This window comes from Streptomyces sp. IBSNAI002 (genome assembly GCF_052244475.1).
Lineage (GTDB): Bacteria > Actinomycetota > Actinomycetes > Streptomycetales > Streptomycetaceae > Streptomyces.
Genome location: NZ_JBQPXG010000002.1, coordinates 8,166,930 through 8,193,304, shown reverse-complemented (window position 1 = coordinate 8,193,304; position 26,375 = coordinate 8,166,930). Strand labels below are relative to the sequence as shown.

Annotated in this window: 23 protein-coding genes and 1 pseudogene; 9 read left to right on the top strand and 15 right to left on the bottom strand. The window is 72.5% G+C overall.

All coding sequences use genetic code 11. The annotated features are described in order from the left end of the window. Positions 1–124: 124 nt before the first annotated feature. Positions 125–1,654: a hypothetical protein gene (locus ACTVZO_RS37985; protein ID WP_443302703.1), complete on the bottom strand. Its 1,530-nt coding sequence runs from the start codon at positions 1,652–1,654 to the stop codon at positions 125–127. 85 nt (positions 1,655–1,739) lie between these two features. Further along, the gene (gene zwf / locus ACTVZO_RS37980; RefSeq protein WP_443302702.1) at positions 1,740–3,191 is read right to left on the bottom strand and encodes a glucose-6-phosphate dehydrogenase; all 1,452 of its coding nucleotides are present in this window, start codon (positions 3,189–3,191) and stop codon (positions 1,740–1,742) included. Between the two features lie 286 nt (positions 3,192–3,477). Here zwf and ACTVZO_RS37975 point away from each other — a divergent pair, with 286 nt between their 5' ends. Beyond that, positions 3,478–4,338: a hypothetical protein gene (locus ACTVZO_RS37975; RefSeq protein WP_443302701.1), complete on the top strand. Its 861-nt coding sequence runs from the start codon at positions 3,478–3,480 to the stop codon at positions 4,336–4,338. A gap of 5 nt (positions 4,339–4,343) precedes the next feature. Here ACTVZO_RS37975 and ACTVZO_RS37970 read toward each other — a convergent pair whose 3' ends face one another. The 5 genes from ACTVZO_RS37970 to ACTVZO_RS37950 are packed head-to-tail and all read right to left on the bottom strand — an operon-like array spanning position 4,344 to position 9,044. Then, on the bottom strand, positions 4,344–5,918 hold the full coding sequence (locus ACTVZO_RS37970; protein ID WP_443302700.1) for an AAA family ATPase: 1,575 nt from the start codon (positions 5,916–5,918) through the stop codon (positions 4,344–4,346). Between the two features lie 57 nt (positions 5,919–5,975). Next, a complete protein-coding gene (locus tag ACTVZO_RS37965; protein ID WP_443302699.1) occupies positions 5,976–6,536 on the bottom strand; it encodes a hypothetical protein in 561 nt (186 codons plus the stop codon). 4 nt (positions 6,537–6,540) lie between these two features. Then, entirely contained in the window at positions 6,541–6,720 is a 180-nt protein-coding gene (locus tag ACTVZO_RS37960) for a hypothetical protein (RefSeq protein WP_443302698.1), read from the bottom strand. Then, positions 6,717–8,516, bottom strand: a complete 1,800-nt coding sequence (locus tag ACTVZO_RS37955; protein WP_443302697.1) for a hypothetical protein — start codon at positions 8,514–8,516, stop codon at positions 6,717–6,719. The genes ACTVZO_RS37960 and ACTVZO_RS37955 overlap by 4 nt, the downstream gene beginning before the upstream one ends. Positions 8,517–8,555: 39 nt before the next feature. Further along, entirely contained in the window at positions 8,556–9,044 is a 489-nt protein-coding gene (locus tag ACTVZO_RS37950) for a hypothetical protein (protein ID WP_443302696.1), read from the bottom strand. A 200-nt stretch (positions 9,045–9,244) separates the two neighbouring features. Here ACTVZO_RS37950 and ACTVZO_RS37945 point away from each other — a divergent pair, with 200 nt between their 5' ends. Genes ACTVZO_RS37945 through ACTVZO_RS37935 form a run of 3 tightly spaced genes read left to right on the top strand, consistent with a single transcriptional unit; the run spans position 9,245 to position 14,012 of the window. Beyond that, complete coding sequence (locus ACTVZO_RS37945; protein ID WP_443302695.1) at positions 9,245–10,366, top strand: hypothetical protein; 1,122 nt, start codon at positions 9,245–9,247, stop codon at positions 10,364–10,366. Continuing rightward, entirely contained in the window at positions 10,363–13,308 is a 2,946-nt protein-coding gene (locus ACTVZO_RS37940; RefSeq protein ID WP_443302694.1) for an ATP-binding protein, read from the top strand. Before ACTVZO_RS37945 ends, ACTVZO_RS37940 begins: the two co-directional genes overlap by 4 nt. A 14-nt stretch (positions 13,309–13,322) precedes the next feature. Further along, a complete protein-coding gene (locus tag ACTVZO_RS37935; RefSeq protein ID WP_443302693.1) occupies positions 13,323–14,012 on the top strand; it encodes a hypothetical protein in 690 nt (229 codons plus the stop codon). Here ACTVZO_RS37935 and ACTVZO_RS37930 read toward each other — a convergent pair whose 3' ends face one another. Beyond that, positions 14,013–14,933, bottom strand: coding sequence for an IS3 family transposase (locus tag ACTVZO_RS37930; protein WP_443297102.1), 921 nt, complete (start codon positions 14,931–14,933; stop codon positions 14,013–14,015). Then, positions 14,930–15,238 (bottom strand): transposase, encoded by a 309-nt coding sequence (locus tag ACTVZO_RS37925; RefSeq protein ID WP_443299298.1) that lies wholly within the window; start codon positions 15,236–15,238, stop codon positions 14,930–14,932. The genes ACTVZO_RS37930 and ACTVZO_RS37925 overlap by 4 nt, the downstream gene beginning before the upstream one ends. 252 nt (positions 15,239–15,490) lie before the next feature. On the opposite strand from ACTVZO_RS37925, the gene ACTVZO_RS37920 reads away from it, so the two are divergent. Together ACTVZO_RS37920 and ACTVZO_RS37915 are read left to right on the top strand one after the other, a co-directional pair. Further along, a complete protein-coding gene (locus tag ACTVZO_RS37920; protein WP_443302692.1) occupies positions 15,491–15,835 on the top strand; it encodes a hypothetical protein in 345 nt (114 codons plus the stop codon). Positions 15,836–15,864: 29 nt separating this feature from the next. After that, the gene (locus ACTVZO_RS37915) at positions 15,865–16,437 is read left to right on the top strand and encodes a hypothetical protein (protein WP_443302691.1); all 573 of its coding nucleotides are present in this window, start codon (positions 15,865–15,867) and stop codon (positions 16,435–16,437) included. An 82-nt stretch (positions 16,438–16,519) separates the two neighbouring features. Here ACTVZO_RS37915 and ligA read toward each other — a convergent pair whose 3' ends face one another. Continuing rightward, positions 16,520–18,631 carry an NAD-dependent DNA ligase LigA gene (ligA, locus tag ACTVZO_RS37910; RefSeq protein WP_443303398.1) on the bottom strand — a complete coding sequence of 704 codons (2,112 nt, stop codon included), beginning with the start codon at positions 18,629–18,631 and terminating at the stop codon, positions 16,520–16,522. Here ligA and ACTVZO_RS37905 point away from each other — a divergent pair. Further along, positions 18,621–19,160, top strand: a complete 540-nt coding sequence (locus tag ACTVZO_RS37905; RefSeq protein ID WP_443302690.1) for a HopJ type III effector protein — start codon at positions 18,621–18,623, stop codon at positions 19,158–19,160. The two genes, ligA and ACTVZO_RS37905, sit on opposite strands and share 11 nt — an antisense overlap. Positions 19,161–19,656: 496 nt before the next feature. Here the strand turns inward: ACTVZO_RS37905 and ACTVZO_RS37900 are convergent, their stop codons facing one another. Further along, positions 19,657–20,262, bottom strand: coding sequence for a helix-turn-helix domain-containing protein (locus ACTVZO_RS37900; RefSeq protein ID WP_443302689.1), 606 nt, complete (start codon positions 20,260–20,262; stop codon positions 19,657–19,659). A gap of 140 nt (positions 20,263–20,402) precedes the next feature. On the opposite strand from ACTVZO_RS37900, the gene ACTVZO_RS37895 reads away from it, so the two are divergent. Together ACTVZO_RS37895 and ACTVZO_RS37890 are read left to right on the top strand one after the other, a co-directional pair. Then, positions 20,403–21,389 carry an alpha/beta fold hydrolase gene (locus ACTVZO_RS37895; protein WP_443302688.1) on the top strand — a complete coding sequence of 329 codons (987 nt, stop codon included), beginning with the start codon at positions 20,403–20,405 and terminating at the stop codon, positions 21,387–21,389. A 66-nt stretch (positions 21,390–21,455) separates the two neighbouring features. Next, on the top strand, positions 21,456–22,523 hold the full coding sequence (locus ACTVZO_RS37890; RefSeq protein WP_443302687.1) for an LLM class flavin-dependent oxidoreductase: 1,068 nt from the start codon (positions 21,456–21,458) through the stop codon (positions 22,521–22,523). 25 nt (positions 22,524–22,548) lie between these two features. Here ACTVZO_RS37890 and ACTVZO_RS37885 read toward each other — a convergent pair whose 3' ends face one another. From ACTVZO_RS37885 to ACTVZO_RS37870, 4 genes and pseudogenes are all read right to left on the bottom strand, one after another. Next, positions 22,549–23,289, bottom strand: coding sequence for a class I SAM-dependent DNA methyltransferase (locus ACTVZO_RS37885; protein WP_443302686.1), 741 nt, complete (start codon positions 23,287–23,289; stop codon positions 22,549–22,551). A 73-nt stretch (positions 23,290–23,362) separates the two neighbouring features. Then, positions 23,363–25,216, bottom strand: coding sequence for a glycoside hydrolase family 15 protein (locus tag ACTVZO_RS37880; RefSeq protein WP_443302685.1), 1,854 nt, complete (start codon positions 25,214–25,216; stop codon positions 23,363–23,365). A gap of 265 nt (positions 25,217–25,481) precedes the next feature. Further along, positions 25,482–26,141, bottom strand: coding sequence for a hypothetical protein (locus tag ACTVZO_RS37875; protein ID WP_443302684.1), 660 nt, complete (start codon positions 26,139–26,141; stop codon positions 25,482–25,484). Continuing rightward, positions 26,063–26,359: pseudogene (locus ACTVZO_RS37870) on the bottom strand (GNAT family N-acetyltransferase); the annotation flags it as partial. The pseudogene ACTVZO_RS37870 and the gene ACTVZO_RS37875, both read right to left, overlap by 79 nt. Positions 26,360–26,375: the final 16 nt, after the last annotated feature.

The window sequence follows — 26,375 nt, the reverse complement described above, 5'->3', positions numbered from 1 at the left end:
GTTCTCCTGGTGACGGTGTGACAGATGTTCAGACCGCAACCATTTTTGATCATGATGGCGATAGATACCACCGAAATGGCTTATTCCGGATTCAAGGAGCGTCGGAGAACGCACCCTTTCGGACTCAGCCGTTCTTCAGCCGGCGGAGGAACTCGTCGCCCAGGCGTCGCTGGAGTTCGGCCAGTTGTTCGTCGGTCAGGCCCGCGAGCTCGCCCGTGCCGCCCGCGCCCTTCGCGGCATCGTCCTGTTGCTTCTGCTGCTCACGGCGTTTGAGTTCCTGCTCCTCCGGAGAGCCGGGCGCCGCGTGGGCGCAGCGTATGAGGACGCCGTCGGCAGCCTTGAGACAGGTGGCCTCGCGGCCGTCGACCGGGCCCCTGCCCTCCACGCGATAGCGGATGTTCTGCTCGCTGCCGACGGTGGCCGTCCACGTACTGCCTCCCGTCGGGACGACCTCGAACACCTGGTCGTCGTTGTAGCAGCAGACGTCCCGGTACTCGGCCTTGATGAGCGCGACGAGGGCCTTCGGCGAGGACCAGGCCGGATCGAGGCGGCGGATGGTCATGGGCGCGAGACCGCCGCCCTGGTGGCGGGTGGGGACCGTCGAGACGGCGACCACCGAGCTGGCCTCGCCCTGGGGGGTGAGGGGGGTGACGTAGGCGCTGTCTCCTGCGGAGCCGGTGTACCGCAGGGTGAACTCGGACTCGTTGCCCTCGTTGGCGCCGTCCTCGGAGGCGTCCCAGCCACTGCGCTCGAACCACCAGTCGCTGAAGCCGCCCACGGCGGCCGTGCCCTCGCGCTGACGGGCGGCGAGACTCAGCGGGTAGGAGGGGCCGGGGACGGCGGACGTGTCGGTGGTGACCGTCAGCTTTCCGGTCGTGCCGTCGTAGAGGGCCACGCCGGCGGGGCGTTCGGTCACGAGGAGGAGCCCGGTCTGCCGCTTGAGCGGGACGACCACGACCGGCGTGCCGTCCGAGCAGGTCACGTAGGCGTCGTCGGCCTCGAACCGGACCCACCGCTGCACGGCGGAGATCTTCCGGCCGAGATTGTGGTTGAACCATCCGCTGATCCGGGCGCCCGCCTTCTCCACGTCGAACGGACACCGCTCCTGGCTGCGGCCGCTGCCGCCCAGGGGGACCTCCTGCACGAGGCCCACCTCGTAACCGGCGAGCCAGCCGCGCCGCTCGACCAGGGCGCCGAAGCGGTCCGAGTCGGGCAGGTAGGTGATGTCGGAGATCTCACCGGTGACATCACCCAGATGCGGAGCGGCCTGAGCCTTGCCGACCACGTACGGGGAGCGGGCGGACAGCCCGTGCAGCGGCTCGGTCACGATCTGCGCGGTGGCCATGTACGCGCGGTCTTGCAGATAGGCCCCGTACACCAGCCAGCCGATGGCGAGCGCGAGTCCGAACACGCCCCCGAACCACCCCAGGACGATCGCCGTGTTCCCCGCTCCCCCGGTACGCCCCGCGCGCCGCCGGATCCACCGCACCGCCACCCCGGCCGCGATGCAGCACGCCACGAGCAGCAGCGGAAGAGCGAACCAGGAGAAGAGCTTGCGCAGCTCCCACACCGCGATCGTCGTGTAGTAGGAGGCGTACCACAGCACGAATGCCGCCGCGAGTACGGTCAGTCCCCAACGCCATGCCCGGCCCATCGGTGCTCCCCCGCCCCCGGTCCGGGCCCCCCGCCCGGTATCACCCGTTCGATTCTGCACCCCGGGCCGGGCCGTGTCACCGGCCTCACGCCCGCCGGTCGGGAAGATGCCAGCGGTACGGCGCGACGAGGGCGTCGATGCTGTCCGGCCCCCAGCTGCCCGGTGCGTACGGTTCCACCGGCGGCGGGGCGTCGAGCAGCGGGGCGGCCACCTCCCAGAGCCGCTCGACGCCGTCGGACCGCGTGAACAGGGACTGGTTGCCGCGCATGGCCTCCAGGAGCAGGTGCTCGTACCCCTCCAGCGAGTTCTGCGCGGCGAACGAGGTGGCGTAGTTGAAGACCATGTCGGCGTCGGCCAGCTGCATCGACGGCCCCGGCTCCTTGACCAGGAAGCGAGCGGTGATGGAGCCCGGGTCGTCGAAGTCGATGACGAGTTCGTTGCTCCGGCCGTCGGCAGCGGCCCGCGCGTCCAGCGGGAACATCCGCAGGACGGGCTCGTGCAGGCCGATCGTCACGACGTGTCGGCCCTCGGCCAGGGCCTTTCCCGTGCGCAGGTGGAAGGGCACTCCCGCCCAGCGCCAGTTGTCGATCTCGACCCGCAGCGCCGCGAACGTCTCCGTGTCCGACGCCGGATCCACGCCCTGCTCGTCGCGGTATCCGGTGTACTGGCCGCGGACGACGTGCGCGGGGTCCAGGGGCCGCATGCTGCGGAAGACCTTGACCTGCTCGTCGCGGAGCGCGTCCGCCTCCAGGGCGACCGGCGGTTCCATGGCGACGAACCCGAGCAGCTGGAACAGGTGGGTGACGACCATGTCGCGGAAGGTTCCGGTGCCCTCGAAGAAGCGAGCGCGGCCCTGGATGTCGATGTGCTCGGGCACGTCGATCTGTACGTGGCTGATGTGCTCGCGGTTCCACAGCGGTTCGAAGAGGCCGTTGGCGAAGCGGAGCGCCAGGACGTTGTCGACGGCTTCCTTGCCGAGGAAGTGGTCGATCCGGAACACCCGTGACTCGTCGAACACGCGGTGGATGGCGGCGTTGAGCTCGCGGGCGGACGCGAGGTCGGTGCCGAAGGGCTTCTCGACGATGACCCGGCCGTTCCCGGCGAGCCCGGTGGCGCCGAGCAGGTCGATCATCGAGGTGAAGGCGACGGGGGGTACGGCGAGGTGGAAGAGGCGGCGCGGCTCTCCGCCGAGGGCGGTCTCGGCCTCGCGCACCGCTGCCATCAGGGGGTCCGCCGCCCCCGTGTCGGCCGCGCCGAACGACAGGGCGGCCTCGAACGCCTCCCAGGCCGGGCCCTCGGGCTTCGAACGCCCGAACTGCGCCACGGCCTGCTGCGCATGGGTCCGGAACTCCTGATCGGTGAGGGCCTCCGCCACGGGAGCGGTGCCGACGATGCGGTAGCGGCGCGGCATCAGTCCCGCTCGCGCCAGGTGGAACAGCCCGGGCAGCAGCTTGCGGCGGGCCAGGTCGCCGGTGGCCCCGAACAGGACGACGACGTGGTCCGCCGGGGGCTCGGGAGACTGGGCAGGCTGGGCCATCGGGGCATCCTCACTCGTCCGCGCCTGAGCGCTGCACCGGCACGGCCCGGGCCCTGTGCCGTGTGCCGTGTCCGCCGTCGTGGCGGCGGCCGTGCGTCCTCCAGCCCACTGTGCGCGCCCCCAGCCGATCCGGCATCCGGGCCCGTCCGGAGCCCGTCCGGCCCGCGCTCCCGCAGTGCCGCGCGCCGGACACGCGACAGCGCGGCCCGCCGGCAGCCACCGGCGCGCCGTGCGGCTCTTCCCGGGCGGCGGCCCGGCCCTCCCTACACTTCTGGTGGAGGTGGGCATGGCTCAGACCGGACTCTCCGACGGGGACGGTGTCACGACGGCGAACGCGGGCGGCGGCGGCGCGGTGCTGACCTTCGCCGGTGCCCTCGCGCCGGTCGTCCTCGACGGCGCCGAGGTGACGGAGGGCCCCACGGGCAGCACCTCGCTGACCGGCTGGGCCCGGCCGGGTACGCACACACCGGGCGGAGAGCAGAGCCTGCCGGTGGCCGAGCACGGCGGCCACCGCTGGGCGGTGGCGGACGTCCATGTCGAGGTGTCATCCGACGGCGGCCCGCGGGACTGGGTGGACGTGCGGTGGCGCAGCGGCCATGAGCTGGAGGCGGTCGACCCCCGTGGCCGGTACCGCATGGAGGTGCCGTGGCTGCTGCGGGCCCGTACCCTCAGACTGCTGCCGCTCGACGATCTGATCGACCAGGTCGCCCGGTACGCCGTCACTCTCGCCTCCGGCCACCGGGACCTGGCGGGGGCCCGACGGCTCGAGCTCGGCTGCAACGAGCTGACCGCGCGAGACGCGCTCGCTCCCCGGCGGCCACGCCGGTCCGCCGAAGCGGGCCCCGTCCGGCTGCTGCACGACGTGATGGCGGCCGGCGGCCATCTGGCCACCACGGCCCACGCCGTACGGGCCCGGGCCGAAAGCGCTCAACGCCTCGCCGGCCTGTCCCTGGTCACCCTCCCCCGCAGGCTGCCCGCCGCGCCCGACGCACCCGTCCTGGTCTTCAGCACACAGGTGCACACCCTCGATCTGTTGCGAGCCTGCGAGAGCGTCGCCACCGACGAGCGGGCCGGGGCCGGACTCGACGCCGCCCGCGAGGCCCTGTGCCGCCGCTACCACCGCCCCGTCCCCTACCGGCGGAGGTAGCCCGGTCAATGCAGCCCGCCGCCCGGCTGCGGCAGGATGCGGCGGCCGCCGCCCCGGGCGCCCGGTTCCGGGGCCGCGGCAGGGGTGCCCGCCGGGACGGCGCGGTCCCGGCCCCAGGCCCTGATGTCCTCGATCTGGTCGGGGTTGGTCCGGCTCAGCGGCATCGTGTTGGCGAAGGTGTCCCGTACGAACTCGGGGGTCACCGCCGCCTCGCCGCGGATGTGCCGCATCGCGCCCACGTCGTGGAGGGCCGATTCGAGGTCCGCTCCGGCGAAGCCGTCGGACATCGCCACCAGGCTGTCGAGCAGGTCCTGCGGCGGGGCGGCCTTCACGTAGCGCTGGTAGTACATGCCGATGATCTCGCGCCGGTCCGCCTCGTCCGGCAGGTCGACGAAGAACAGTTCGTCGAAGCGGCCCTTGCGGAACAGCTCCGGGGGCAGGCTGCGCACGTCGTTGGCGGTGGCCACGACGAAGGACCGCGAGCCGCTCTCCTGGAGCCAGAACAGGAACTGCCCCACCAGCCGCCGGTTGACTCCGGTGGAGTCGTTCTGCCCGGCCAGCCCCTTCTCGATCTCGTCGATCCACAGGACGCAGGGGGAGATCCGGTCCACGGTCTCCAGCGCGTCCTTGAGCCTGCCCTCGGACTCGCCTACGTACTTGCCCAGGATCGAGGCGAGGTCCAGCCGGTAGAGCGGCAGCTGCCACTCGGCGGAGATCGCCTTGGCGGACAGCGACTTCCCGCATCCCGGTACGCCGACCAGCAGCACCCCGCGCGGGGGCCGCAGCCCGGTGCCGCGCAGGTCCGACTCCAGGAGCTCGCGCTTGTTGCGCAGCCAGGCGCGCAGGGTGAACAGACCGCCGATCTGCCGGTCGGCCTCCTTGACCTGGACGCGCTCCAGCCCGGCCAGGTCGCCGAAGATGCGGTCCTTGGCTCGGGCCAGCAGGTGGACGTCCTCCCGTTTCACCGAGCCCTTCGCCACGATGGTGGCGAGCAGGTTCACCGCCTCCGCCTCGGTGACGCCGACGAGGAACTCCGCGGCCCGCCGGGTGTCCTGCTCGGTCCACTCGATCGGGACGATGCCGTGGTGGTCCCCCAGGAAGCCCGTGATCTGCGTGTACATCTCCTCCGCGTCGGGGAGGTCCAGTTGCAGGGTCATGCCCAGGCGCAGCAGCCCCGTCCAGATGGGGGTGTCCGTGATCAGCATCAGACAGCCGGAGTTGCTGTCGGCGAGCCGGGCCAGCTCGGAGAGGTGGCGGGTGAAGGGGCTGTCGCCGCTGACGTCGTCGGGGTCCACGAAGACGACCGTGGCCTGGGCCCGGCCGGTGAACTGGGCCGCGGCGAACTCCATCGCTCCGGTCAGGGAACGGTCGTCGTTGACCGGTGCGTTGGTCCGCAGATCGCGTAGTCCGGTGGCCCGGGTGTACACCCAGAAGGGCAGTGCGGCCCGGGCCGGACTGCCCGCGGCCTCCCTGACCAGCCGCATCGCGCGCGGCTGCTCGATGGTGCGCAGGCCGACGACGGGGATGCGGGCCGCGATGTAGCTGTCCAGATCGCGGCGAGCCTCGGCGAAGAGGGGCATGGAGACCTTCTGTCGTTCGTACGGTTCCCGTGGGAAGGGCGGGCGGAGCGGGGTGCGTCAGTCGGTGATGACCCGGCGGCGGGGCCGGGCGGCCGGGTCCTGGCGCCAGGGGTCGGGGCCGGTTCCGGCGGCGGGTGGTGGGCCGTCGAGCGCGCCGGTCAGGGAGCTGTCCCGGACGGCGCGCAGCCGCGCCTCGATCAGGCGGGGGTCGGTGCCGTCCCGCCGCATGTCCTCGACCTGTTGTTCCAGGGAGCGCTGGGCGTCGCGGATCTGGTCGTCGATCGCGGTCCGGAGCCGGTCGCGGAGGTCCGCGGGCAGGCCGGGGTGGCCTGCCATGGTCCGGATCTCCCGCAGTCCGGTGCGGGCCTGGACGAGGGCGCGGCCGACCGAGAACTCGTCGGAGGCCTCGGCCATCGCCTCGGTCAGCCGTCGGCTCCACAGGTTCAGCCGCCGGTCCAGGGCCTGTCGGAGCCGTTCGACGAGCCGGTTCCAGGTGTCGGCGGCGAAGTCGGCCGGTGCCATGCCGGGCAGGGCCGGGTCCACCGGCACCCGCTCGTCCGCCCAGGCTTCGAGGTGGTCGGCCCAGGCACGGTAGTGGCCTCCCGAGGTCCACAGCATCGGCTCAGTCGTTCCCGCCCCGCCGCACCAGGATCTCGCCGGGCGGCAGCGGCTCCCAGTCGGGCAGGCCCTCCACGATCCGGCGCAGCCGCCCGGTGGCCGCCGTCTCGGCGGTGGTCTGCTGCCGGGCCCAGGGGAGGGGCTCCGGCTCCGGCCGGCTCGTTTCCTGTGCGCTGCCGCTCATTGCGTGCCTCCTGCCGGGCTGCCGTTCGGGGTGCCGTTCGGACGTACGACGCGGGCTTCGAAGGGGGAGCTCCCCTCGCCGGCCCCGGCCAGGCCGTCGATCATCGCCCGTACGTCCGGTTCCTGGGCGTCGGCATCGCGGAACCTGGTCTCGAAGTCGACGAGTTCGGCGCCGGCGGCGCGCAGTTGGAGCAGCGAGTCCGCCTTCGAGCGGTCCAGCACGCCCTGCGCGTACTGCTGCCGCTCCACGGCCTCGCGTCGGCCGCGGGTGATGACCAGGGCCCAGATCCCGCCGGCCAGCAGGGTGAGGACGAGGCCCCCGCCCGGGTGGACGCTCATCGCGAGCGGGAGCACCAGGAGCAGCAGGACGATGGCCGGGGCGACCACCTCGTTGCGCCACGAGGGCACGAGACCCGCGATGAACGGCCCCACGTGGTTGTCCCAGTGGTCGCTCAGGGAACGTTCGAGCTGCTCCATGGGCGTGGTGAACGCGCCGGTCCAGCGCGGCAGTCCGAAGGTCTGCGCCCCGAGGTTGTGCTGGGTCTGGAAGACGGCCTCGACGGTTGACGGGAGGTGCGTGCGGTAGTCGCGGCTGAATTCGGCGTGCGCCTCGCGGAACCAGTCGTGGCAGGCGCCGACGGCCAGCCGCTGGGTGGCGGCGGAGACGCCGATGGCGGCCGGGCTGAGGGCGGAGGCCGACTGGACCGTCAGGTAGTCCAGCTTCTCCTCCAGCGAGGTGGCGTCGGCGTCCGCCGCCGCGCGGGCCGCCGTCGTGTCGCCGTCGTGGGCGAGCACGGCCTCGTTGTAGGCCAGGTCCCGGCGCAGGGGCAGTTCCTCGTTGTCGTACTCGGACACCAGGCGGTCGAGGATGTCGTCCACCAGGTCCTCGACCCGGTGGGTGAGCCGGTCCTCCTGGCTCATCAGCCGGTTGTACTTCTCCAGCAGCGCCCGGTGCACATCGGCCGCGCACAGTACGTAGTCCAGGGCGGGCCACTGCGGCGACACGGCGGCCAGCGCCGGGAAGTCGGTCTTCGCGGACTTGCCCATGTGCGCCGCGACCTCCGCGCGCCAGCGCTGGACCTGGGCCGCGACGGTCTGCTCGCCCTCCAGCAGCACCTCAAGCCATTCCTCGAGCACCGTGCGCAGGAGTTCGCGGCCGGCCGGTCCGAAGGCGCCCTGGGCCACGGATTCCAGGATGACGGCGAACTCCCGGCCCAGCGCGGTCGGGTCCTGGGCGCGCAGGTAGTGCAGGAGCCAGCGCACGGCGGCGGCCTGCCGGTTCTGGCGGCGCAGGATCAGGGCGAAGAGCAGCGAGGTGCGGCCGGGCGAGCGCCGGAAGGCCTCGGTGACGGCCCGGTCGCACAGGTCGCGGTCGTCGGAGGACCAGGCGGCCAGCGCGACGAGGGCCGGGGCCAGCCAGTAGCGGGGGGTCTGGATCATCAGCTCGTCGCTGACGGACCGTACGGACTCCTCGGAGACCAGGCCGGTGTCGAAGGCCTGGAGCAGACCCACCGTGGTGCGCCGCACCACCTTGTGGTGGCCGAATTCGTGCTCGATGCGGTCCTGGATCACACCGATCCTGGTCTCGGCCCGCTGGAGCGCGTCGGCGAGCTGCGCGGAGCGGACGAACGCCTGGAAGTCGTCGCGGAGCTGCTGCAGCGAGTCCCGGGTGTCACGTTGTGTCGCCTCGACCCCGGCCACCTGCCCGGACACGTTCGCCACGTGCATGTCGAGCTGGTTCACCAGGTTGCTGAGCTGCGAGACCTGTCTGCGCAGGTGGTGGTCGATGTCTGCCATGAGGCCTTCTGCTCCTGTTCGGGTCTGGCAGCGAGGGGCTCACATGCCGCGGGTGTAGACGACTCCGTCGGGCGGGACGGGCACGAGGGCTCCGCTGGCGTAGACCTCGACGAGCGGGTACGCGCCGGTGCGGATCATCATCCGGGCGCGCGCGTAGGGCTCGGGGACCACGTCGGCCGGCGTGTAGTGCTGGAGGATGGCCATGGTCAGGTCGAGCCGGTGGTCGACGTACGGGGGGCCCAGGCCGCACACGGCGACCCAGCCCACCGGGAAGTCCCCGTATTCGTTCTGGTACTCCTCGCGGATCCAGTCGGTCAGCTCGCTCAACGCCTCGCGGCTCAGGCCGGCGTCCAGCCGGTGGAGCGCTTCGAAGAGTCCGGCGTGGCGGGGCCTGGCCAGTCCGGCGGCCAGCTGCCCCCCGGTGGTCCCCGGAGCCGCCGTGTTCCCGGTCCGGGCCGCCGTGGCGCGGGTCTCGGCCTCGCGGGCGAACGGGCCCAGGACGCGGCGCAGCCGCTGCCCGAATTCCATACGGTCCCCCCGTGTGCACGCGTCAACCCATCTGATCATGATGGGTCGTCAATTTACTTAAAGCTACGTGTTTCTGAGTAGAACTCATAGAAACTGAGTCAACTACGATCGTCAATTCCGGGGGCATGATGGGGAGTTGCTGGAACTGTGGCCGGGAACAGGCACCCGGAGCCGCCTCCTGCCCCCACTGCGGCATGCCCGTGCGCACGACTGCGGCGGGCACTTCCGATCCCTCCGGCGCCGGCGGTCTCTCCCACCCCGCCGACCCGCCGCTGTTCCCGGATCCCGCCGGGCTCCGGGGCGACGCCGACGCACCGCTCTTCCCGCCCCTGCCGCCACCGCACCGGCCCAGCCGCCCGGCCCCCGACGCTGACGGCGGCCGAGCGAACCGGACGGCGCCGCGCCGGATCGTCCACGTACCCGGCGGCCCCCAGGACCCCGCCGGACAGCCCGGCCCCGTACCGCCCGCCGCCGGAACCCCGCCGCCGGGGCGGATGCCGCCTCCCGCGCCGCCGGCCGACGGCGGACCCCCTGCGGACCCGGGCTCCTCGGCATCCGCTCCCGGACCGGCCTCGGCCGCGTCCACCCAGCGGCGCCGGTCCGCGGGCGGCGACCTGGAAGGGCTGGTCGACGGGCCCGTGGTGCTCGACACCGTCAGCCACCGGATGCTCGGCCTCGGCGTGCTGGTCGCCCTCGGCCTGCTGCACCTGCTGCTGGCGCTGATCCGTCTGGTCGCCTCGATGGGCGGGGACATGCCGGTCACGGCCGTACTGAAGGACTTCGTCTACTTCCTCGCGATCGTCGCCGTCATGGGACTCGCCATGCACCTGGCCTTCCACGGCTCGCCCTCCGGAGGCGGCGGCGGGATCCTCTCCGTGCTCCTCTCCCTGGTCCGCGGCTGCTTCACCTTGATCACCACCGCCCTGCGCCTGCTCTTCACCGGACTCGCGAACGCCTTCAGGAGCGGTACCCGGGCCGCCCAGTCCGCCGGGCAGGGCGAACTGCAGCAGGCCGTACGCCGGTTCCGGATCCGCGACATGGCCGGCAACACCACCGCGTGCAGCCTCGTGGGCGACCTCCTGGGTCCCGAGGTACGGCAGGGCGACCTGATCCGGGTCAGCCGCCGGGGCCTGCGTACCGGCCACATCCGGATCCGCCGCGCCGAGGTGCTCGCCGCTCCCGGCGGCCCCGTCTCCAGCGTCGTCACCACGCGCACCGCCCGGCGGTTCCGGCTCGGGGTCTGGGCCGACGGCCTCGCCTGGGTTCTCGCCGCTCCCCTCGCCCTGAGTCTCGTCACCCAGATCACGGCGGTGTTCGCATGACCTGGCCGGGGACCGATGCCAAGGCCCCCCGCGCCGGGGCTCCTCGCACCCCCGCCGGGCCGCCGGCGCACGGGGCCCTGCCGCCCCTGCTCGAACAGGTCGCGGTGATCCTGGAGTCCTCCCGCGAGTGGGCCCCCGACGAGCAGGCGCTCGCCACGGCCGAGCAGCTCCTCTCGCGCGGGCCCGGCCCCGGGACGCCCGCCGCCCCGCTGAACGAACTCGGCGCCACCCCGGACCGGTTCAGCTGGCTCTGCCTGCGGGAGGCGGCCTCCGATCAGGAACCCCGGCTCTCCGCCGCCCGCGCCACGGCCGCCTGGAGCTCCCTCGCGGCCCTTCGCCGGCCGGCGGCCCTGATCGTGGGGGCGGACGAGAGCGGCCGGGCGGGGGTGGCCATCGGGCTGGACCCCGGGATGGGTACCGGGATGTACACCGGACGCACCCGCGAGCCCGGCACCGTCGCGGGCGGCCCGGCTCACACCCCGGGGGACGGTGTCCGCCAGTGGCTCTCCGACCAGGCCCCGGACATGATCTGGGAACCCGGCACCCCGCCCGGCTGGCCGGTGGTCGCGGATCCGGCGCACATCGAGGAGGCCCTGGTCTGCCGGACCCGGTCGGCCGACCCCTCGGCGGGCGGCGGCAGCGGCCTCGCGGAGGACCAGCGCCTGCCCCATCTCACCGGGCTGCTCGGGCTGCCTCTGACCGGCTGGTGCGTGGTCCTCACCCTGCTGCCGCTGGATTCCGGCGAACTCACCGCGGCGGGCGGCCGGTTGGCGAACCTGCGGGCCCAGGCGGCCCGCCGGGTCACGGTCTCAGAGGGGATCGCCGAACACCGCCACCACTCCGTGGTCGACCCCCGGGCCGAAGCCGTCACCGCCACCCTCGGAGCCTGGCAGGCCCTCGTCGACGACTGCCTGCGCACCGGCGGCTGGAGCGTCGCCGTCCACCTGTGCGCCCGCACCCACGAGACGGCCGCCGTGGTGCGCAGCGCCTTCAGCCGGGCCCTGCGCGCCGACACCGCCGCGGCGCCCGAGGGCCGCACCCAGGACTGGGACACCGCCCGCTGCCGGGCCGGGGCCGCGCCCGCCGGGGGCTGGCTCAGCTCCCACGACCTCGGCTCCCTGCTCGTACCGCCCGCCGACGCCGTGGGCGACCTCCAGGTCCGGCGCTCCCTGCCGGCCGGGCGGCGCTCGTCCCCGACCCGCCGCGCGCTCTCCCTCGGCAACTGGCTCGGCACGGACCTCCCCGCGCGGATCGACGTCGACGACCTTGCCGGACACGCCTTCGTCGCGGGCATCACCGGATCCGGCAAGAGCACCACCACCAGCAGCCTGCTGCTCCAGTTGTGGAACGAGCACCGGGTGCCCTTCCTGGTGATCGACCCCGCCAAGGGCGACTACGCGCGGCTCTCCGGCGCACTGGAGGGCGGCCTCACCGTCGTGTCCGGGACCGAGCTTCGCATGAACGTGCTCGCGCCCTGGCCCGGTCAGCCCGCCGACCGGCACATCGCCCAGGTCGGCACCGCCTTCCGCGCGGCGTTCGGTCTCGCCGTGCCGTCGCCGTACGTGGCCTCGCTGATCCTGGAGGAGCTCGCCGTCGACGCGGCCGCCGGCTCCTCGGTCAGCCTGCACGACGCCGCCGCCCGGCTCGACTCGCTCGTCGCCGAACTCCGCTACCAGGGTGAGGTGGAAAGCAACATCCGGGCCGCCCTGGGGCTGCGCCTGCGGCTGCTGCTGCAACCCAGCCGGGCGGAACGGGTGGCGGGCAGCGGCCCGCCCGTCTGGCTCACCGAACGGCCCACGCTGGTCCGGCTGGGAGACCTCGGGGACGAGCAGGAGCGGGCCTTCCTCGCCGCGATGCTGGTGCTCTACGTCTCCGACGCGGCCCGGGCCCGGGGCGAGTCGGCCGGCGTGACCCATGTGACGGTCGTCGAGGAGGCCCACCGGCTGATGCCGGAGCCCCGCCCGACCGGCGCCGAGGACGGAGACGCGGCCGGTGTGGCCGCCCGCCTCATGACGCAACTGCTGGCGGAGATTCGCGCGTACGGCGAATCGCTGATCGTGGTCGACCAGAGCCCGGCCGCGGTGGCCCGCGAGGTGCTGCGCAACACCGGCCTCAAGATCGCCCACCGGATCGTCGACACCGACGACCAGCAGTCACTGGGCGGCGCCCTGGGCCTGTCCGACACCGAGACCTCACTGCTCGGCTCGCTCACCGTGGGGCGCTGCCTGGTGTCCTCGCGGGAACTGGTCCGCCCCCAGTCCGTCCAGGTCACCGCCCCGGATCTGACCCCTCGGTCCCCCGGCGAGCCGCCCGCGCCGACGCCCCTGCCGCAGGGGGCCCGCTGCCACCGCCCCGAGGACGCCCGGCACCACCACGTCAGCGAGAGCGTGGGGGCACAGGCCGAACTGGCCGTGGCGCTGTGGACCGCGGCGGCCGGGGAGGCGGACGTGGTGGATCTGCTCCACCCGCTCGCGGCGGCGCACCCCGGCAGCCGGACCAGTTGTCTGGTCGGGGCCGGCATCCGCCGGCACGTGCGCACCCTGCGGCGGCTCGGGCAGCTCTCCGAGGCCACCGGGCACGCGTACGAGGCACAGCTGTGGCAGGCGATGGTCACCCGCGGCCCGCTGCCGCCCCACCCCGCTGCGAAACCCGCCACCCGTCCCCACCAGGCGTGTGTGTCCTGCCCCGCCCCCTGCCTGGTCCGGGCGGCCGTCGCCACGGGCGCCCTGCCGCAACTGCGGCGCGCCCGCACCCAGGTGGCGCGGGCCGCCACCCAGAAGGCCGCGCTGGACGCGACGGGCGTCGCGATGGAGGCCTGCCGGGTGGAGCTCGCCCGCCTGTACTCGGGCCCCGCCCTCTCGGCCGTGGGCTACTGCCTCGGGGTGCACGTGGCGGTGGAGTACGGCATGGAGGCGGCCTGGATCGGCCTGTTGAAGTCCTAGGAACCGGAGGAGAGATGGAGAGACGATCGGAAGGCTCCGAAGCGTGGGAGGCGGACGAGGACGCCGAGCCCCCGGCAGATCCCGCCGAGGGCTCGGGCGCGCTGGAGAACTACCGCCGGCACCTGGCGGCCCCCGAATCGGTGGAGGGGCCCGAGGGACTCGAGAGCAACGAGGCGCAGGCACCGCTCGACGACACCGGGAGGTTCCACCGGGAGATGACCCGGCGGGAGCAGCTGCTGCGGGAGGACATGAAGACGGTCGTCGTCGCCGCAGGCGGGACAGCCGGGCGCGAGGCGGGAGAACCCGAACAGGACGGGGAAGACCGCCGTACCGCGGAGGAACGGTTCGCCGACGCATACGGCGTCCGCTTGGTCGGTCTGGACCACGCCGTCAAGACGGAGGAATCGCTCCGCCGCAAGGTCGCCGGCTACCAGGCCGAAGGCATGTCGGAGCAGGACGCGCTGAAGCGGATCAAGGATGCGATCCGCTACACCGTCCAGTTGCCCGACGACCAGTACGTCGCCGGTTCGTTGCGGGCGATCGGCGCGCTGACCGCGCTGGGGCACGAGGAGCAGGGAGTGCGGAACTCCTGGAAGGACTCCGAGTACCGCGGCGTGAACACCTCGTGGCGTGCGAGTGGAACGGACACCCGCTTCGAGGTCCAGTTCCACACTGAGGTTCCCCCGCTGTGCGGGAGTGGTTGACTAGCTGGTCAGGGCGGGTTGACGTGGTTTCAGGTTCACTTGTTCGGTGGCTGCCTGGTTGGCGTAGTGCTTCTCCTCGAACTCGATGGGGCTGAGGTAGCCGAGTCGTTCCTGGATGCGGTGGGGGTTGTAGAAGCCGTCGATGTAGTTGAAGAGTGCGAGGTTCGCCTCGGCACGTGTGGCGAAGACGCGGCCGCGGACGCACTCGGTCTTGACAAGCATCCACAGATTCTCGGCGAGGGCGTTGTCATACGAGTCGCCGACGGAGCCCATGGAGGCTTGGATCCCGGCTCTGAGCAGGCGTGTTGTGAGCTTCACGGACGTGTATTGGCAGCCGTGGTCGGCGTGGTGAATGAGTTCGCCGGTGATGGGCTCGCGGGAGGCGAGGGCGTACTCAAGCGTGGTCAGGACCAGGTCGGCGTCGGCGCGGGCGGAGGTTTCCCAGGCGACGACGCGGCGGGAGAAGGCGTCGCGGATCGCGGAGAGCCACAGCGGGCCCTCCAGTGTGGCGATCATGGTCAGGTCGGTGACCCACAGCCGGTTCGGCCCGGTCGCGGTGAAGTCGCGCCCGACCAGGTCCGGGGCGAGCTCGGCGTTCGGGTCGCGGCGGGTGAAGCCCTTGGCCTTGCGGGGACTGAGGCCCTGGAGGCCGGCCTGGCGCATGAGCCGTTCGACGCGTTTGCGGCCGACTCGGGTGCCCTCGCGCCGCAGGACGGCGTGGACGCGCGGTGAGCCGTAGATCCCGCCGGAGGCGTCGTGGACCTGGCGGATACGGTCCGTCAGCTCGATGTCCCGGCGGCGCCGCTCGCACGGCTCCTTCTCCGCCCGGCGCCAACGGTAGTAGGTGGAAGAGGGGAGGGAGAGTTCCCGGAGTACGGGCTCGACCCCCAGGTGTGGGTGCTCGTCGAGGAGTCCTGTCACCTGGGCCGGGTCGGGTCGAGCTGCGCCGCGAAAAAAGCCGACGCCGTCCGCAGAACCTCATTCGCCCGCTTGAGCTGGACATTCTCCTTCCGCAAGGCCGCCAGTTCCTCACGCTCCGCGGTGGTGAGCAGGTCTCCCCGTTCGCCGGCGTCGGCCTCGGCCTGACGGATCCAGTTCCGCAGAGCCTCGTGATGCACACCGAGATCCTCGGCCATACGACGGATCACCGGCTTCGGCTCCGCGGCGCGATACATCCGCACCGCACGCTCACGCAACTCCAACGGATACTTCCTCGGTGCGGACATCGTCCGGGTTCCTCTCATGAGACCCATCTGACCCCCTGTCACCCATCCCCGCATCTCGGGGGAACCTCACACCCGGGTCGGCTTCCTCGCCAAACAGGCGACCCACCCCGCGTACGCGGAGAAGCGGGCTCCCGGTACATCGGAGGACAGAGCGGCGGAGCTCGGCAAGAAGCAGGAGCTCTTCACCCGCTTCGTGACCCCGCCGCAGGGCACCGGTCTGATCGTAGGACGTGACCAGAGGGGAGAGACGGAATGAGCGGCGAAGGCGGCGAGGGCGGGTACGACGGCGCGGACGCCTCACCCGACGTCGGTGTCGAGGCGGCGGAAACGGTCGAGAGCGTGGAGACGGCCGAAACCGCGTCGGCTGCGGAGACGGCTGAGACCGCGGAGGACTCGTACCTGAACGAGGCGCCGGAAGACGACCCGGAAGCCTTCAAGAACCACCTGCGCGAACTGGACCCGGCCCTGTTCGAGGCGGACGCCACGCCGGAGACCCAGGAGGAAAGGGAGGCGAGGCTGCGCCGGGAGGCGGCGGCCGCCGCCCAGGGGGTGCTGCCCGTCCAGCTGGCCATGCGCAAGCGCGGCGAACTCCCGTAGGGCCACGACCAGGAGGAAGGCACATCGCCATGAGCGACGAGAGCGGCCGAGAGCCCGGATACGAAGACGGGGCGGAGTCCTACGAGGAACCGTACGGGGAGCCGTACGAGGGCGGGCCCGAGGCAGTGGAACGGGCCGAGAACCCGTGGCTGCGGGACGCGAAGGGGGAGCCGGCGGGGCAGGAACCCGAGAACCCGTGGAAGCCGTACATGAAAGAGGCGCCGGAGGACGACCCGGACGCCTTCTCCAGACACCTCGAATCACTCCCGAAGTCCGGGGACGAGGACGATGACGCCGAGGTGCGTCAGCTGGCCCTGACCCCGGACCGGGAGGCGCTGGAAGCGGACCCGAACCAACCCGAAGCCGCGCCCGAGCCCCGGGAGACGGAACCCGTCGCCCAGGAAGCGGAGCCGGAACACTTGCGCATGATCCGGCTTACCCAGACAGGAGTGCGCCCGATCGGTGAACTGCGGAGCCGGGGAGCCGGCTCCAGCGCGGAGCATGCTCACGGGGAAGCCCCGGGCCTCTCTCAGGCTCCCGGGCAGAGGCTCAGGCAGGGCCGCGGAAGGGGACCGGCAGACGGGCTGGGGAAGGAGCTGTAGCGCGCGGGGACCGGGCGTCCGCGAGGCAGGTGGGCCTCGCCGGCGCCCGGATCCCGGCGCCGGCGCCCGCCCGGCCGCGGCACTATGCGGTGGGGAGGAAACCGGCCACGAGCACGGCGAACTCCTCGGGGTCGAGGATGGGGATGCCCAGTTCCTCGGCCTTGGCGCGCTTGGAGCCTGCCTTCTCCCCCGCCACCACGAGGGTGGTGCGCTTGGACACGGACGACGATGCCTTTCCGCCCGCCCGCTCGATCAGCTCGTTCATCTCGTTCCGCGACAACACCGCGAGGGGCCCGGTCATGGAGCCGGTCACCACGACGGCCTGTCCGGCCAGCGGGCCGCCCGCCGAGTCCTCGCCGTCGTTCACGCCGTTCTCGTTGTTCTCGTTGTTCTCGTTGTTCTCGTTGTTCGTGCCGCTCGCGCCGCCCGTACCGGTCGCGGGCTTCTGCGGCTCGGTGACCTGCGTGCCCACCCGTTGGGCCTGGAGTCTGTCGAGGAGCGGGGCGAGTTCCACGAGTTCTGCCTCGATCACCCGGGCCTTCTCGGTGCCGATGCCGTCGACCCCGGCCAGCGTCTCCGCGTCGGCGGTCCGGATCGCGGCCATCGAGCCGAAGTGCGCGGCGATCCGGCGGGACATCGTGCGCCCGGTGCCGCGGACGCCGAGGGCGCAGAACACGCGGCTCAAGGCCGCACCGCGGGCGGTCTCGATCGCGGCCAGGAGGTTGGCGGCGCTGGTCTCACCCATCCGCTCCAGGCCGAGGAGCTGCTCGCGGGTCAGTGTGAACAGGTCGGCGACGTCGTTGACCAGACCCGCCTCCACCAGCTGGACCGCGCGCGTGCCGCCGAGGCCTTCGATGTCGAGCTGGTCCCGGCCGGCCGCGTAGATCACCGAGGCCACGGCCTGACAGCTCCGGCCGCGCACGCACCGCCAGCGCTGCTCGGAGGTGTCGATCGCGTCCCCACAGCGGGGGCACGCCTCAGGGAAGACGATCGGGCTCTCGGCGCCGGTGCGCTGGTCGACCAGCGGTGCCTCGACCCGGGGGATCACGTCGCCGGCCCGGTACACGAACACCTGGTCGCCGGTCATGAGACCGCGGCGGGTGATGTCGGACGGATTGTGAAGCGTGGCGTAGGTGACCGTCACCCCGTCGATGACCACGGGCTCCAGGACGGCGCGCGGGGCGATGATCCCGGTCCGGCCGACGTTCCACTCCACCGCCAGCAGACGGGTCACCTTGTGCTCGGCCGCCAGTTTCCGGGCCACCGCCCACCTCGGGGCGCGCGAACCGTTTCCGGCCTGCCGCTGGTCATCGGCCGTATCGGCCTTGACGACGACACCGTCGATCCCGAACGGCAGGTCTCCGCGCAGGCCGGCGATCACGTCGATGCGTTCCTGCACCTGCTCCACGGTCTCGCAGCGCATCGGGGCGGCGGCCGTACTGGCGGCCGTGTTCGCGCCGAGCACGGCGAGGTTCGCCAGCAGAGCGGTGTGACCGAGGTCTTCCAGGCCGATCGCGCCGTAGGCGAAGAAGGTCAGCTCGATCCGGTACGGGCGGTCCTTGGCCCGCAGGGTGCCGGCCGCTCCGCTGCGCGGGTGCGCGAAGGGCGTGGCCTCGTGGGCGAGCCGGATCCGGTTGGCCTCCTCGAACTGCTCGGTCGTCAGCAGCACTTCGCCCCGCAATTCGACGTCGGCCGGCGCGGTGAGCAGCGGCGGCAGACCGAGGATGGCGTCGGCGGCGTGGGTGATGTCCTCGCCGGCCAGGCCGTCGCCACGGGTGAGGATCTGGACGAGCCGGCCACCCCGGTACCGGGCGGCCACCGCGAGGCCGTCGAGCTTCGGCTCCACACACCATCCGGCCACGGGGCGCCCGAGACGCCGTTCCAGCCCTGCGGCCCACTCGGCGAGCTCGTCCGCGTCGAAGACGTTGTCGAGGGAGAGCATCGGCACCGAGTGCGGAACGTCGCCCTGCACGGCCCCGCCCGCCACCTTCCCGGTCGGCGACTCGGCGAGCGCCTCGTCCGGGTGGGCTTCCTCGTAGGCCGCGATGGAGCGCAGCAGCCCGTCGTACTCGTCGTCGCCGAGCGGGGTGGTCCCGTCCCCGTAGTACGCGGCCGACGCGGCCAGGGCGGTGGTCACGGCCTCCGCGTAAGCAGCGGGAGAGAGCAAGGCAATGTTTTCGGTCATGAACATCATCATCCTGCCCGGCACTGACAATGCGGCGGTGCGACCCCGCCTCGCCGCGACCCGTTCGTCCATCGTGACCTGGGAAGACGGTGGCGTTCCGACACGTGGGACGCTGCTGGGCGGCGGCCGTGAGGGGGGTATCTTCGTGCGGTCACGGACGGCAATCGGATCGTCTGTCCAACCCAGGGGAATCGACATGACTGATCTGAACTCGCTGCGGGCGAGCCTTGCGTCGGGTGAGCACGAGTTCGCCGGCACCCTGGCCTTCGTCGCCGCGCACTACGAGTACCAGCCGCAGGCGTTCCGCAACGGGGACCTGGACAACGCCGCAGGGACCAACGAGGGTTCCTGCAAGACGCTGGGGCTGGCCCTGCTGGAAGGGCTGAGCGACCAGGAGGCGCTGCTGGCGTTCGGTGAGCACTACCGCAGCGTGCTGGCAACGCCGGACGACACCGATCACGGCAACATCCGCAACCTGATGGCCCATGGCCTGGCAGCGGTGAGCTTCACCGGTCAGCCGCTGGCCCGCAAGAGCTGAACCCGGCCGAGGACCTTGCCCGGCCGCCGTCCGGAGGTGCGCCAGGGCCTCGTCGACCGCGTCCAGGGTGGAGGCGGCCGGGAGCATCGCCACGCTCTGGGAGATGCGGGCCAGGAATCGTCCGAGGCGTCGACCCGGCAGGTCGAGTCGTCGACCGGCGGCCCGTCGGCGTGGGCCCGGTGGTCTCCCAGGCGATTCCCGATGCGGCGGCCTGGAGCGCCAGGCCGCTCGCCGCGGTACGCGGGGCCACCGCGATGGCCACGGCCTCGTCGTCGTCCGGCCGGAGCGGCGGCAGGCCGGCTCCGGCGGCGACCTCGTCGAATTCGCGGTCCCGTTCGTCCACCAGCACGAGGCGGGACACCCCTGGCCCACGCCCTGGGGCGCCATGCCCAAGCTGGACCCGTGCGATACCGACAGCCTCGGTGGGCGGATCCAGCGGGTCCTGCCCACCGAGGTCGTGCGCCGAGCGCGCCGCGCCCGGCCGGGCCCCGCACCGCTACGCGCGGGCCGGCCTGGTCCGCGGCCTCGGGCGTTCGCCCTGCGGCCCGAACAGGACCAGGTACTCGACCGGCCCGCCGGGGCCTGCGTTCGCCAACCCGTGCGGCGTGCGGGTGTCGAACTCGGCGACCTCCCCGGCGGCCAGGACGAGATCCTGGTCGCCCAGCGCGAGCCACAGCCGCCCGTACAGGACGCACAGCCACTCGTAGCCCTCGTGGGAGACCTGCCGGGGCCGCACGGGCGGATCCTCGACGGCGGGCAGTACGTGCTTGTGGGCGTGCAAGCCGCCGACGTACCGGGTGAGCGGCAGCACCGCCTTGTCGTCGCCGAAGCGGGGCGGCGCCGAGGTGCGCGGCTCGGCCACCGGGGCGGCGGCGGGAGCGGTACCGGCCAGCTCGTCCAGGGAGACGCCGTACTCCTTCGCCAGCCGCAGCACCACCTCCAGGGTGGGCTTGCGTCGGCCGGTCTCGATCCGCGACAGCGTGCTCGGCGAGATGCCGGTCGCACGGCTGACACCAGCGAGCGTGGCGCCGCGCCGCTCGCGCGCGGCCCGCAGCCCGGGACCCATCGCCGCCGGCGTGCCGTCCAGGTCGTCACCCGTCACCGTTCCCGCTCCTCCCACCGCACCGCTCCCCCGTCCTGTCCTGCGAGCTTGCCAGACTGGCAACGCCGATCGCGCCGGGAGGCTGCCGCGCCGCATGATCGACGGGTAGCCGATTCCGCCCGCGAACCGAGGAGAAGCCCATGCAGCCCGAGCCGACCGCCGAGCTCCGCCACCGCACCGTCGAGGCCCCGGCCGGGCGCCTGCACCTGGTCGAGCAGGGCACCGGCCCGCTGGTCCTGCTCGTGCACGGCTTCCCCGAGTCCTGGTACTCCTGGCGCCACCAGCTCCCGGCCCTCGCCGCCGCGGGCTACCGGGCGGTGGCGATCGACGTACGCGGTTACGGCCGCTCCTCGAAACCCGCCGCGACCGACGCCTACCGGATGCTCGACCTGGTGGAGGACAACGTGGCCGTGGTGCGCGCCCTCGGAGCGGCGGACTCGGTGGTCGTCGGCCACGACTGGGGATCCAACATCGCCGCAGCCTCCGCCCTGCTCCACCCGGAGGTCTTCCGCGCCGTCGGTCTGCTGAGCGTCCCCTACGCGCCGCCGGGCGGCCCCCGCCCCACCGCCGTCTTCGGCCGGATCGGCGGCCCTGAGCAGGAGTTCTACGTCTCCTACTTCCAGGAACCCGGCCGTGCCGAGGCGGAGATCGAGCCCGACGTCCGGGGCTGGCTCGCCGGCTTCTATGCGGCGCTGTCCGCCGACACCATGCCCGCCGCGGGCGAGCCCGACCCGCACTTCGTCTCCCCCGGCGGCCGGCTGCGCGACCGCTTCCCGGCCGGCCGGCTCCCCGCCTGGCTGAGCGAGGACGACCTCGACGTCTACGCCGCGGAGTTCGAGCGCACCGGCCTGACCGGCGCCCTCAACCGCTACCGCAACATGGACCGTGACGGGGAGGACCTCGCTCCCCACCGCGGAGCACCGATCACGCAGCCGTCCCTGTTCATCGGCGGCACCCTGGACGCCTCCACCACGTGGATGGCCGATGCCATCGACGCCCATCCCTCCACCCTCCCCGCCCTGTCCGCCTCCCACCTGCTGGAAGGGCGCGGCCACTGGATCCAGCAGGAACGCCCCGACGAGGTCAGCCGCCTGCTCGTCGACTGGCTCACCACCCTCCGGGACTGAACCGGGCGCACCGGGACCTGCCATGCTGAGCAGGTTCGGTCCGGTCCTCGTCCCCCGGAGGTTCTGATGCGTGCAGGCGTCGTCGTCGCCGCGCAGCCCGGTGTGGAGGAACTCGCCGTGCAGGCCGAGGGGTTGGGCTTGCACAGCTTCTGGGTCAACGACACCCCCATGGTCCACGGCGACCCCTTCGTCGCCTTGAGCCTGTGCGCGAAGGCGACCAGCCGCATCAGGCTCGGCATCGGCGTGACCTCACCGGCGCTGCGCTCGGCCCCGGCCGCCGCGAGCGGGCTCGCCAGCCTCAACGCCCTGGCACCGGGCCGGATCGTCTGCGGAGTCGGCACCGGGAACACCGCCCGGCGCACCCTGGGCATGCGCCCGACCTCGGCGGCCAGGCTGGAGGAGTTCACCGGCGCACTGCAGGACCTGTGCGCCGGACGCTCGACCGAATACCGCGAAGGTGACCGGGTCCGCGACATCCGGTTCCTGCACGCCGGAGCGCACGTGAACACCGCCGACCCGATCGAGTTCGCCGTGGCCGCGCTGCTCGGGCCGAAGGCCGCCGCCGTCGCCGGCCGCCGCGGCACCGGCCTCATCTCCTTCGGCCTGCTGGACCCCACCGCCTGGCACGCCCTGCACGCCGCCCGGCACCACGCCGCGCAGGGCACGCCCCGCGCCTCCGGCTCCCACACGGACTCCTACGTGGTCACCTCGCTCCACGTGCTCGACGAGGGCCAGGACCCCCACGGCGAAGCGGCCCGGGACGCGACGGGCCACCTCGTCCTGTCGCTGCTGGCCTTCGCCGCCGACACCGCCGCGGACACGCCCGCCGCCGTCGGACAGCTCCGCCCCGAGGAACGCGAGGCGGTGCGTCGGCTCCTCGAACGGCGAGGCACCACCGCCACCGCGCCGGACCGGCACACCAAGCTGTACCCCGGCTACCTGGGACGCATCGCCCCGCAGGACCGGGACCTGGTTCTGCCCTCGCTGATGAACATGCTGGCCCTGGTCGGCACCCGCGACGACCTCCTCGCCCGTATCTCCATCCTGGAACGGGCCGGCGTCGACGAACTCCTCATCCAGCCGGTGATCGACCCGCCCGCCGAGATGGCCGTGCTCGCGCAACTCCTCACCTGAGCCGATCGACGGCCGGTGGCCGGCCTCAGGCCGGCCTGCGCCACACGGAGACGTGCTTCGAGGAGTCCTGGGTGAAGGGAGCCTTGTCCCAGTCCGCGAAGCGGTGTTCCAGCTCGAGCCCGGCGATCCGTGCCATCAGGTCGAGCTCTGCCGGCCAGGCGTACCGGTGCCGGGAGTTGTCCCGTCGGTAGCGGCCGTCGTCGCCGTCGCGTACGAAGTGGTGCGAGACGAGGATCTGCTCGACCAGGTCGAAGGTGTCGAAGCCGAGATGCGCCTCGGAGACATCGAACGGCACCGCGACCTGGCCGGGCGGCAGGAACCGCAGCGGCGGCACGCCCAGCTCGACGACGAACCGGCCACCGGGCTCCAGATGCCGGGCGGCGTTGCGGAAGCACTCGACCTGCTCGTCCTGAGTGAGCAGGTTCGTGATCGTGTTGTAGACGAGGTAGACCAGGGTGAACCGGCCGGGAACGGCGGTGGTGGCCATGTCCCCGATGAACACCGGGAGCGTGTCCTCGTCGGTCTTGCGACGCAGCACCGCTGCCATGTGCTCGGACAGTTCGACGCCCACCACCGGCACGCCGCGTTCTCGGAGCGGGACTCCCACTCGTCCGGTTCCGATGGCGAACTCCAGCGCCCGGCCGTCTCCGGCGAGCTCGGCGAGGAAGGATAGAGCCGGTCCGAGAACGGCGGCCGAGGACGCTTCGGTCTCCTCGGTGTCGTAGCGGTCGGCGGTCGCGCGGGTCCACAGTTCACTGCTCGTCACGGACGGCCACTCTGCCGGGTGCCGACGTGCGCTGTCGAGGCATTTACGTTCTCCACGGCGCGCCTCGCACCGGTCACGACGCGTCGTCGCCTCGCCCACCGGCCGAGTGTCCGTCGCCCGGCCGGGACTCCGCCTGGTGGATGGCCCAGGCCGCGTTGACGAGGCCGATGTGGCTGAAGGCCTGGGGAAAGTTGCCGAGGAGTTCGCCGGTCGTCGGTTCGACTTCCTCGGCGAGAAGCCCCACGTCGTTCATGCAGCCCGCCACGCGTTCGAAGACGATGCGGGCCGCGTCGGTGTCGCCTGCCAGTGCGAGGGCCTGGGCCAGCCAGCACGTGCACAGCAGGAAGGTTCCTTCGCCTCCGGCCACGCCGTCGTCGGCCGCGAGGTAGCGGTACACCATCCCGTCCGGCCCGGTGAGGCGGGTGCTGACCGCGTCGATGGTGGCTCGCATCCGCGGGGAGCCGGCGGCTTCGAACCCGACGATCGCCATCATGAGGGCCGACGCGTCGAGGACGTCCGAGCCGAACGCCTGCGTGTACGCGCCCGCCGATTCGCTCCACCCGTCCTGTTCGATGGCCGCGCGGATCTCGTCCCTGGTCTGCCGCCAGAGCGGGGTCCGCTCCTCAGCGCCCAGCACCTCGGCCAGGTCCAGGGCGCGGTCCAGGGCCACCCAGCACATGAGCTTGGAGTACAGGAAGTGCTGCGGTTCGCCGCGGACCTCCCAGATGCCCTGGTCCTTCTCGCGCCAGCGGACGGCGGCCGTGTCGGCGAGGCCGGTCAGGAAGGCCCTGGTCTGCTCATCGGCGTCCTGCAGGTGGTCGCGCAGCTTGTGGAAGGCGGCGAGCAGTTCGCCGTACACGTCGAGCTGGCGCTGGGACCAGGCGCCGTTGCCGGTCCGGACGGGGCGGCTGTCGCGCCAGCCGGGGAGGTGCGGCAGTTCGCGTTCGCTCAGGTCGCGTTCACCGCGGATGCCGAACATGATCTGGAGGTCGTCGTGGTGGTCCGGGTCACCGGCGGCGGCCTGTGCCATCCAGCGGAAGAACTGCTCTGCCTCGTAGGGGCAGGCGGCGACCCACAGGGCGTCCAGGGTGAACGCGGCGTCGCGCACCCAGGCGTAGCGGTAGTCCCAGTTGCGGACTCCTCCGATCTCCTCGGGGAGGGAGGTCGTCGGTGCGGCCACGATGGCGCCGGTCGGCTGGAAGGTGAGTGACTGCAGGACTCGTCCGCTGTGGCCCACCAGGTCCGCCCACGGGCCCTCGTACGTCTGGTGCTCTCCCGACCAGGCGCGCCAGGCCTCGACGGTGTCCCGCAGGTGACCGAGGATCTCCTGCTGGGACCACATGGTCGGGTCCCCTCCGGCGGGTACGTACTGGAGGGCGAAGCCCGCGTGCTGGCCTGCGTGCAGTTCCGGGGAGCATCGGGCCAGGTCCGTGATCTCCAGTGGGTACGGGGAGCACAGACCGAGGGTGTCGGGGCCTCCGTGGCAGAGCAGTCCTCCTTCGACCGCCGTCAGGCGGGGTCTGATCAGCCCGTATTCCGGTCGTGGGGCGAATTCCACGTCGAGGGTGACCCGGCCCTCGGTGCAGTGCGCCACTCTGAGGAGGAGGTGGGGTGCGCGCAGGCCCAGGTCGTGTCCGCTCTCGCTGCCTCCGGAGGCGAGGGCGTCGGTCAGGGTGACCGATCCGGTGGGCGTGCGGAACGTCGTCTCGAGGACCATCGTGCGTTCGAGGTAGCGCCTGCTCTGGGTGGAGGGGCCGGCGGGCCGGACGAGCCAGTGGCCGGCCTGCGGGCCGAGGATCCGGCCGAAGAGGGAACCGGAGTCGAAGTGCGGCATGCACAGCCAGTCGACCGATCCATGACGGCTGACGAGTGCCGCGGTGTGGCAGTCCGAGAGCAGGGCGTAATCCGCGATGGGCCGGTCGTTCATCTCTGGCACCTCCGCGGTGGCCGGAGTCGCAGCGCCGTGGGACGGGGCCGGGCCCCTGCGGGTGCGGCGGTACGCCTGCGTCACATCTTCCTACAGCCGGGATGTGCCCGCACGTCCCGCCGCTCTGCCGGTCACCACCGCAGGCCCCCACGGGCTGTACGTGCCTGGTGCCTGTCGTCAAACTCCCGTCTGCCCCGCGACGCCTGGCACGCGCTCTCGCCGCAGGGCCGCCCTCCGGGCGACGACGGGAGTTTGACGACAGGCCCTAGGGGCAGGCTTCCTCGGTCTTGGCCACGGTGAACGCGACCGGCTGACCGGTGAGCGCCGTCCCGGGCTTCGGGTCCTGGCTGCACACCTTCCAGTTCGACTCCTGCAACACCATGCGGCTGTGAAGGGCGTCCTTCACCGTGATGCCGGTGTTGGCCGGCAGCGCTCCGCGGACCGCTTTCATTCCCTGCCCCCCGAAGTCCGCCATGGTGCTGCCCACGGGCTTCGGGGCGGGGGCGTCGCCGGCGGGACAGGCCTCCTCCAGCTTGACGGCCCCGAAGTCGATGGTGGTGGAGGTGTCGACGTTCGCCGCGGCGGCGGGCTGCTGCGAGCACACCTTCCAGTTCCGGTCCACGGCCTGGAGACGGTCGCGGCCGAGCGCGTCGTGGGACTTGAGGACCGCGAACCCCGCGGCCTGCGCCTCGTCCTGAGCGGCCTGCAGGCCCTTGCCGACGAAGTGGGGCAGAGTCGCGGTCTTCGCGGCGGACGCCGGACGGGACGGCGCGGGGGCAGGTGCGGCCGGGGTGCCGGTTGCCGAGGGCTTTCCCGCATCGGAGGACTGGGGGTTGCAGGCGGTGAGCCGACTCCCGTGCCCTGCTGGGTGCCGTCGATCAGCATGCCACCGAGCCAGTACGAGCCGTCGTCGTCGCGGCCCCACATGATGTGGCCCACCACCGTGTCAGCGGCGCAGACCGCCAGCGAGTGCCAGACGCCCTCCCTCGACGACAGAAGCAGGTAGCGGGCCGCCAACGCGGGCACGTACCGGCGCTGGTCGTCCAGCGGAGCGATGTCCGCGACAGCGCGCCAGTTCTCGTCGTTCACCTCGTGCAGGGCAACCGGTCGCCCCGCGCCGTCGGACAGTCCAAAGCTGATCATGAGGACCAAGCCATGC

What these genes read in the sequence shown, in the direction of transcription:
- ACTVZO_RS37960 (WP_443302698.1), bottom strand. Translation starts at nt 6,720, where the DNA reads ATGAGCGGCAGCGCACAGGAAACGAGCCGGCCGGAGCCGGAGCCCCTC.
- ACTVZO_RS37965 (WP_443302699.1), bottom strand. Translation starts at nt 6,536, where the DNA reads ATGCTGTGGACCTCGGGAGGCCACTACCGTGCCTGGGCCGACCACCTC.
- ACTVZO_RS37970 (WP_443302700.1), bottom strand. Translation starts at nt 5,918, where the DNA reads ATGCCCCTCTTCGCCGAGGCTCGCCGCGATCTGGACAGCTACATCGCG.
- ACTVZO_RS37955 (WP_443302697.1), bottom strand. Translation starts at nt 8,516, where the DNA reads ATGGCAGACATCGACCACCACCTGCGCAGACAGGTCTCGCAGCTCAGC.
- ligA (WP_443303398.1), bottom strand. Translation starts at nt 18,631, where the DNA reads ATGATGTTCATGACCGAAAACATTGCCTTGCTCTCTCCCGCTGCTTAC.
- ACTVZO_RS37940 (WP_443302694.1), top strand. Translation starts at nt 10,363, where the DNA reads ATGACCTGGCCGGGGACCGATGCCAAGGCCCCCCGCGCCGGGGCTCCT.
- zwf (WP_443302702.1), bottom strand. Translation starts at nt 3,191, where the DNA reads ATGGCCCAGCCTGCCCAGTCTCCCGAGCCCCCGGCGGACCACGTCGTC.
- ACTVZO_RS37975 (WP_443302701.1), top strand. Translation starts at nt 3,478, where the DNA reads ATGGCTCAGACCGGACTCTCCGACGGGGACGGTGTCACGACGGCGAAC.
- ACTVZO_RS37920 (WP_443302692.1), top strand. Translation starts at nt 15,491, where the DNA reads ATGAGCGGCGAAGGCGGCGAGGGCGGGTACGACGGCGCGGACGCCTCA.
- ACTVZO_RS37950 (WP_443302696.1), bottom strand. Translation starts at nt 9,044, where the DNA reads ATGGAATTCGGGCAGCGGCTGCGCCGCGTCCTGGGCCCGTTCGCCCGC.
- ACTVZO_RS37905 (WP_443302690.1), top strand. Translation starts at nt 18,621, where the DNA reads ATGAACATCATCATCCTGCCCGGCACTGACAATGCGGCGGTGCGACCC.
- ACTVZO_RS37895 (WP_443302688.1), top strand. Translation starts at nt 20,403, where the DNA reads ATGCAGCCCGAGCCGACCGCCGAGCTCCGCCACCGCACCGTCGAGGCC.
- ACTVZO_RS37890 (WP_443302687.1), top strand. Translation starts at nt 21,456, where the DNA reads ATGCGTGCAGGCGTCGTCGTCGCCGCGCAGCCCGGTGTGGAGGAACTC.
- ACTVZO_RS37915 (WP_443302691.1), top strand. Translation starts at nt 15,865, where the DNA reads ATGAGCGACGAGAGCGGCCGAGAGCCCGGATACGAAGACGGGGCGGAG.
- ACTVZO_RS37985 (WP_443302703.1), bottom strand. Translation starts at nt 1,654, where the DNA reads ATGGGCCGGGCATGGCGTTGGGGACTGACCGTACTCGCGGCGGCATTC.
- ACTVZO_RS37925 (WP_443299298.1), bottom strand. Translation starts at nt 15,238, where the DNA reads ATGTCCGCACCGAGGAAGTATCCGTTGGAGTTGCGTGAGCGTGCGGTG.
- ACTVZO_RS37935 (WP_443302693.1), top strand. Translation starts at nt 13,323, where the DNA reads ATGGAGAGACGATCGGAAGGCTCCGAAGCGTGGGAGGCGGACGAGGAC.
- ACTVZO_RS37880 (WP_443302685.1), bottom strand. Translation starts at nt 25,216, where the DNA reads ATGAACGACCGGCCCATCGCGGATTACGCCCTGCTCTCGGACTGCCAC.